The sequence below is a fragment of the Rhodococcus sp. TAF43 genome (genome assembly GCF_052113525.1).
Classification (GTDB): Bacteria; Actinomycetota; Actinomycetes; order Mycobacteriales; family Mycobacteriaceae; genus Prescottella.
The window spans coordinates 213,753-220,210 of record NZ_JBFRDL010000011.1 but is presented as its reverse complement, the minus strand read 5'-3'; the positions used below and the strand labels follow the sequence as shown (position 1 = coordinate 220,210).

Here is a 6,458-nt window from a genome sequence, read left to right as displayed (position 1 = left end):
AAGGAGCACCATCATTCGGGGCCGTGGACCCCGACGCAACCCGACCGCGTCGGCCACCCCGCCACGTCCGGAAACCGGAACCATCACCGGGACAAGAAATCCGAACTCGATCAGGCCGGCACGCCGCGCTCACGAAAGATCGAGGCTAGTAGCAGAATAATCGCCACGGCGCTGAATTGGACGAGTTCGGGTACGTCCATTCGTTATCTCCTTGACATTTCTTCGTGAGAATTCGGCTCGCGAATCTTTGATGCGAGCAGGCGAGACCGAGGGGTGTCTGTACTGGTCGACGGGCGCATCTGCGTCGTCGTACCGGCGCCGCGGCGCAGCGATGTCCGCTCCGGGTGAACGCGAAAACTGTTCCGCGCGAGCGGGTCGTGTCCCTCGACACGGCTCGTGGACCGACGGGGCCGGTGGCGGCACGCGACGCCGGCGGCGCGGGAGTTGCCCGCGTCGACGGTCGTGCGGTGTGCACGAAACGCGAGTATTCGCCGTTCGTTCGCGAGGGTCGACGTGTTCCGGATCGGGCGTCCGCGCAGTTGTGCGCGGGTCGTCGACGCATTCCCATCAGTCGCCAGGCAGTGTAACACGCAAGAATTGCCGGGGCGGTTTTCGAGTCGCGAAATTGAATTGATCCGAGAGATTTGATGGAAGTATGGATTTCGATGTCCACCTCGTGTTTGTTTCGAATTCGACCGGCGTGCGGGTGTGTCACCGTGCAGGGCACGTCCGACTACGTAGGCTCGCCGCCATGAGCACCGAAGTGGTTGGGGGCGCCGGCATCGGGCAGGCGGCGACCCGTCGTCAGGTCGCCGCGTGGGGCTTGTGGGACTGGGGCTCGGCAGCGTTCAACGCCGTCGTCGTCACCTTCGTCTTCTCGGTCTATCTCACCGACGCCGTCGGCGACGATCTGCCCGGATCGATATCCGCGAGCACGTGGCTCGGGTGGTCGCTCGGTATCGCCGGCTTCTTCATCGCCGTCCTCGCGCCCGTGAGCGGCCAGCGGTTCGACGCCGCCGGTCGGCGCAAACGCTCCCTGGCGGTGCTGACGTTCCTCACGGTCGCCGCGATGGCGGGCATGTTCTTCGTCGTCGACGACTACCACTACCTGTGGCTGGGACTGGTGCTGCTCGGCGTCGGATCGGTGATCTTCGAACTCGCCGGCGTGCCGTACAACGCCATGATGCGGCAGGTGTCCACTCCCGAGAACATCGGCCGGGTATCCGGGTTCGGCTGGGCCATGGGCTATTTCGGCGGCATCGTGCTGCTGCTGGTCTGCTACTTCGGGTTCATCGCCGGCGACGGCGACACCCGCGGTCTCCTGGGGCTGAGCACCGACGGCGGCCTCAACATCCGGCTCGTCGCACTGCTTGCGGCGGTGTGGTTCCTCGTGTTCGCGATCCCGGTGCTGCTCGCGGTCCCCGAGGTGCCGCGCACCGCGGCCGACCCCGGTGCCGCGAAGGCGGGCTTCGTCGAGTCGTACCGGGTGCTGTGGCGCGATCTGAAGGAACTGTGGGCCGCCGACCGGCGCACCGTCTGGTTCCTCGTGGCGAGCGCGCTGTTCCGCGACGGCCTGGCCGGCGTCTTCACCTTCGGCGCGGTGCTGGCCGTCAACGTGTACGGAATGGCGTCGGACAGTGTGCTGCTCTTCGGTGTCGCCGCCAACGTCGTCGCCGCCCTCGGCGCCATCGTGGCCGGACGGTTCGACGACCGGATCGGCCCCAAGGTGGTGATCGCCGGTTCGCTGATCGCGATGCTGGTGGTCGGCACCGTGTTGCTCGCCGTCTCAGGCACGTTGATGTTCTGGATCTTCGGCCTGCTGCTGTGCCTGTTCGTCGGACCGGCGCAGTCGTCGTCGCGTACGTTCCTCGCGAGGATCACCCCGCCCGGACGCGAGGGGCAGCTGTTCGGGCTGTACGCAACCACCGGCCGCGCGGTCTCGTTCCTCGCGCCGACGCTGTTCGGCTTCTTCGCGTGGTGGTTCGGCGCCGATCGGGCCGGCATCGTCGGTCTGCTCGTGGTCCTCGGTATCGGCCTGGCGGCGCTGTTGATGGTCCGCCCGCCCGAGCGGGACCCCGGGCCGCGCACCGGGCCGAATGTCACATCGGTTCAGTCCGACTGAACGCGTGTGACATTCGGCCAGAAGGACGGGGCGTCAGGACTTGAAGTAGACCAACTGGTGGGTGGTGGCGAGCAGGACGCCGTCGCGTCCCCAGATCTCGCCGGACTGGTCGAAGTAGCCGTTGCCGAAGTTCTGGGCGCGGGCGGTGCCGAGGACGGCCTCGTCGGCCTGCTCGGCGAGCATCGCCGCATCGGCGTGGAAGTACACGGTCAGCGATACCGTTCCGGCCGGCAGCATCCGGCCCAGGCGCAGGAACACGCGCGGGTAGAACACGTCGCACAGCGATGCCAGGGCGGGGAAGTCCAGTGCGCGGGGCGGGTTGTCGCGGACCCACAACGTCGTCGTCGAGTCGGACTGCTCGCCGGCGGTGTCGTCCGCGACGTCGGGGATCGCGCCCTCGACGAACCGCATCTCGTAGTTGCGGGCCCACGCGATGAAGTCGGGGAACCCCTGGACCGCAACGGCATCGGCCGCTGGAACGGCGGGTGGCGTGATGTCCGTGGAGGTCCATGTCTCGCGGCGGATGCCGAACACCGCGGTGGCGGTGGTGGTGACGACGCCGTCCTGGGTCAGCTCGATGTTCCAGTGCTGGGTGGAGCGGTTGGTGCGGGTGGGGCGGGCGGTGACCTCGAACGGGCCGTCGGCGATCGGGCCGGCGAAGTTCACCGTGAGGGAGAGTGGCTCGCCCAGACGCTCGGGGTGCTGCTGCGCCGCGCGGAGCAGGGTTGCAGCGGTGATGCCGCCGAACGGGCCCACCATGTTCGCGTAGGCCGGGTCGGTGTGACCGTGCGACCGGCCTGCGTCGAACGCGCTGAGTTCGACGGCCGCGTCGAACGGGTGCGGGGGTGCGACGATCTGGGTCACGGCTGCTCCTGGTGGGTGACGATCCGGTTCTAGGTATGACAACATACATAGAACCGGACGGCAACGGTGCGATCGACGGAAGGGCGACGACATGGCGAGGCGAAGCGATCCCGTGAACGGTCCGCGCGCGGCCATGATCGACAGCGCCGTCGCGCTCATCCGCGAGCAGGGTGTGGCCGCGACGTCGTTCGCCGACGTGCTCGCCCACAGCGGTGCCCCGCGCGGCTCGATCTACCACCACTTCCCGAACGGGAAGTCCCAGCTGGTGGAGGAGGCGACCCGGTCCGCCGCGTCCTACCTGGGGCGGGGTGTCGCCCGCGTTCTCGAGGCCGGTGACACTGTCTCGGCGCTGCGCGCGCTGGTGGACCTGTGGCGTCGTGGGCTCGAGGCCACCGACTACGCCGCCGGGTGTCCGATCGTCGCGGCCGCGCTCGGCACCGAACGCGGCGCACGCGAGGTGGCGGGCGCGACGTTCTCCGAATGGTGCGACCTGATCGCCGGGTCGCTCGTCGACGACGGCGTCGCGCAGGAACGGTCGGCGTCGTTGGCGGTGCTCGTGGTGAGCGCGCTCGAGGGCGCGCTGGTGATGGCGCAGGCGCAGGGCACGTCGGCGCCGCTCGATGCGGTGGTGGACGAACTCGAGGTGTTCCTCGGCGGGTGACGGCCGGGCCGTCAGCTCTGGGCTGCCCGGGCGAGGATCGCGTCGGCCAGCGCGTCGGCGTTCTCCTCGGGGATCCAGTGACTTCCGCCCTCGAGCACGACGAAACGGTACGGCGCGTCGACGAAGTCGCTGCAGCGCTCCGCGCACGCCGGGCCGATGGCGGGGTCTGCGGTGCTCCACACGTACGTGGTGGGGACCCGCACCGGCGGCAGGTCGCCGAACTCGTGGACCAACGCCCGGTACCAGTTCATCGCGGCCGTCAGGGCGCCCGGCTCCGACAGCAGCCGGACGTGTTCCTCGACCAGATCGGGGTCGTTGCCGTCGCCGAAGACCGCCCGTAGGCGCCGTGAGTTCTCCTCGAGCAGAACGGCTTCGGAGTTGCTCTCGGTGCGGAACTGTCGCATGTAGCCGGACCGCCGCTGCTGGTCGGCGTCGTTGCGCAGCGCCCATCCGAAGGCCGCCGCGTGCGGCACCGACACCGCCGTGAGGCTGCGGATCCGCTCCGGGTGCCGGCCCGCCACCTGCCACGCGACGGCCGCACCCCAGTCGTGACCCACCAGGTGGGCCGAGTCGAGGTCGTACGCGTCGAGCAGTCCGACGACGTCGGCGACGAGATGGTCGAACCGGTAGTCCTCGACCGCCTCGGGGCGAGCGCCGGGGGAGTATCCCCGCTGATCCGGCGCGATCACCCGGAATCCGGCGCGGACGAGTCGCGGCGTGATCGGCCGCCACGACGCTGCGCTCTCCGGGAAGCCGTGGAGCGCAACGATCGGCACACCGTCGTCCGGGCCGGTGACGGTGACGTCGAAAGTCAGGTCGCCCAGGCGAACTCGGTCGTGGCGCGCGTCGGCTGTCATGGTGGCCACGGTAGCCGAACCGCTACGCGCGCGTGGGCTTCCAGCTCCCGATGCCGAGCATGATGAGCCGCAACTGCTTCTCGGCCCGCTCGATCACCGCGCGTTCGTCGGCCGACCCCGGACGGTCCACCTCGAGCAGGTCGATCACCGCGGCGAGCATCGCCTGCACGATGAGGTCGGCGGCCATCTCGAGATCCTCGACGTCCCAGTCGGTGAGCCCCGGCATGCGGGACAGGTCGATCGTGAGTTCGCTGACGAACAGGCGCAGTTCGGTGGCGATCGCGCGTCGGACCTCGGTGACGCCGCCGTACCGCTCGCGGGCGATGAAGCGGAACTCCGCCTCGTGCGCGCGCACCTGGCGGACGAGAATGTCGAGCGAGGCCGTCGCGTTCTTGGTGCTGGGTGTGCGTCGGGCGTCGCGCAGCATCCGGCGCAACACCCGCATGCTGTCCTCGGCGAGGACCACGCCCAGTTCGTCCATCGACGCGAAGTGGCGGTAGAAGGCGGTCGGCACGATCCCGGCCGCGCGCGCGACTTCGCGCAGGCTGACGCTCGCGAAACTGCGGTCCGCCAGGAGGTCGAGCGTGCGATCGAGCAGTGCCTGGCGGGTGCGCTCCTTGCGCTGCGCTCGCGTCTCCACCGGCTCCGTCACGGCGTCGAGTGTATTCACCGAGATCCCGCACCCGCCGCATCCGGAGCGTGACCGGCGTCACTGATGTCCGGGATTGACAGGCGTGGGGTTACTGCGTTCACACTAATTAGTGTACGACTGTGCACTGAAACCGTGTGGCCGACATCGAATCGGCGCTCCGACGAGGAGAGACCATGGCTGTGAGATCTGAACCTTCCGTGAGTTCCACCGGCCGCATACGGCGCCCGCTGCTCGCGCTGCTGGAGTCGATGGCCACCCCGCACGCCGTGGACCGCTACCTCGAACTGGTCGATCCGATGGCGACCGTGCGCGACATGCGTGCCCGCGTGGTGTCGGTGTCGCGGCCCACGGCGGGTTCGGTATGCCTCGAGTTGCGGCCCACCCGGCAGTGGCGCGGATTCGCCGCCGGACAGTTCGTGCAGGTGGGCGTCGTGATCGACGGGGTCCGCCATGTCCGTTGCTACTCGCCGACCGGTTCGCAGCACCGCGCGGGCGATCCGATCCGGCTCACCGTGAAGGCCCACCCGGGCGGGCTGGTGTCGCAATACCTGTACGACCACGCCGAGGAGGGTTTGGTCGTCGACCTGGCTCCGGCCGCCGGTGAGTTCCGGCTGCCGGACCCGCGGCCCGATTCGGTGCTGCTCGTCAGCGGCGGCAGCGGCATCACGCCGGTGCTGTCGATGCTGCGCACGCTCATCGACGAGGGTTACTCCGGCCGGATCGCGTTCCTGCACTATGTGCGGACCGTCGCCGACATCGCAGACCGCGCCGAGTTGCGCGCGATCGACGCCGCGCACGACAACGTCACGATCGACCTGGTCGAGACCGTGCCCGGCGGGCGCTTCTGCGGCGCACACCTGCAGCGGGTGGCCCCCGGTTTCGGGGTCGGCACCGAGGTGTTCGTGTGTGGACCGGACGCGCTCACGGCGGCCGTGCGCCACCTGCTCGATGCCGACGGGTTCGGTGAACGGATGCACACCGAACGGTTCGTGATCGGCTCGACCGGTCCGGTCGACGCGGCGGGTGGGACGGTGTCGTTCGCGCGCAGCGGCGTCACCGCCCAGAACTCGGGGGCGAGCATCCTCGAGCAGGCCGAGGCCGCCGGGCTGGCGCCCGAGTACGGCTGCCGGATGGGGATCTGTTTCTCGTGCACCGCGCTCAAGCGATCCGGCCGCACCCGCAACGTCCGTACCGGCGATACCCACGACGACCCGGATCAGCCGATTCAACTCTGCATCTCCGCGCCGCTCGGTGACGTCGACATCGACATCTGAGCGACCCGATCGCACGACTAGACAGGAG

General features: G+C 69.2%; 7 protein-coding genes. 4 read left to right on the top strand and 3 right to left on the bottom strand.

Annotated elements, in window-relative coordinates; all coding sequences use genetic code 11:
- Together AB4Z09_RS10550 and AB4Z09_RS10545 are read left to right on the top strand one after the other, a co-directional pair.
- Positions 1–228: hypothetical protein (locus tag AB4Z09_RS10550; protein WP_442239672.1), on the top strand; the 228-nt coding region annotated here is incomplete at its 5' end.
- 523 nt (positions 229–751) lie between these two features.
- The gene (locus AB4Z09_RS10545) at positions 752–2,122 is read left to right on the top strand and encodes an MFS transporter (RefSeq protein WP_174911530.1); all 1,371 of its coding nucleotides are present in this window, start codon (positions 752–754) and stop codon (positions 2,120–2,122) included.
- A gap of 33 nt (positions 2,123–2,155) precedes the next feature.
- Here AB4Z09_RS10545 and AB4Z09_RS10540 read toward each other — a convergent pair whose 3' ends face one another.
- Positions 2,156–2,986, bottom strand: a complete 831-nt coding sequence (locus AB4Z09_RS10540; protein WP_442239671.1) for an acyl-CoA thioesterase — start codon at positions 2,984–2,986, stop codon at positions 2,156–2,158.
- Positions 2,987–3,077: 91 nt separating this feature from the next.
- On the opposite strand from AB4Z09_RS10540, the gene AB4Z09_RS10535 reads away from it, so the two are divergent.
- Complete coding sequence (locus AB4Z09_RS10535) at positions 3,078–3,647, top strand: TetR/AcrR family transcriptional regulator (protein ID WP_442239670.1); 570 nt, start codon at positions 3,078–3,080, stop codon at positions 3,645–3,647.
- Between the two features lie 11 nt (positions 3,648–3,658).
- Here the strand turns inward: AB4Z09_RS10535 and AB4Z09_RS10530 are convergent, their stop codons facing one another.
- Both AB4Z09_RS10530 and AB4Z09_RS10525 read right to left on the bottom strand, forming a co-directional pair.
- Complete coding sequence (locus AB4Z09_RS10530) at positions 3,659–4,504, bottom strand: alpha/beta fold hydrolase (protein ID WP_442239669.1); 846 nt, start codon at positions 4,502–4,504, stop codon at positions 3,659–3,661.
- Between the two features lie 22 nt (positions 4,505–4,526).
- Positions 4,527–5,156, bottom strand: coding sequence for a TetR family transcriptional regulator (locus AB4Z09_RS10525; RefSeq protein ID WP_114724090.1), 630 nt, complete (start codon positions 5,154–5,156; stop codon positions 4,527–4,529).
- A gap of 173 nt (positions 5,157–5,329) precedes the next feature.
- On the opposite strand from AB4Z09_RS10525, the gene AB4Z09_RS10520 reads away from it, so the two are divergent.
- Positions 5,330–6,430: a ferredoxin reductase gene (locus AB4Z09_RS10520; protein WP_442239668.1), complete on the top strand. Its 1,101-nt coding sequence runs from the start codon at positions 5,330–5,332 to the stop codon at positions 6,428–6,430.
- Positions 6,431–6,458: the final 28 nt, after the last annotated feature.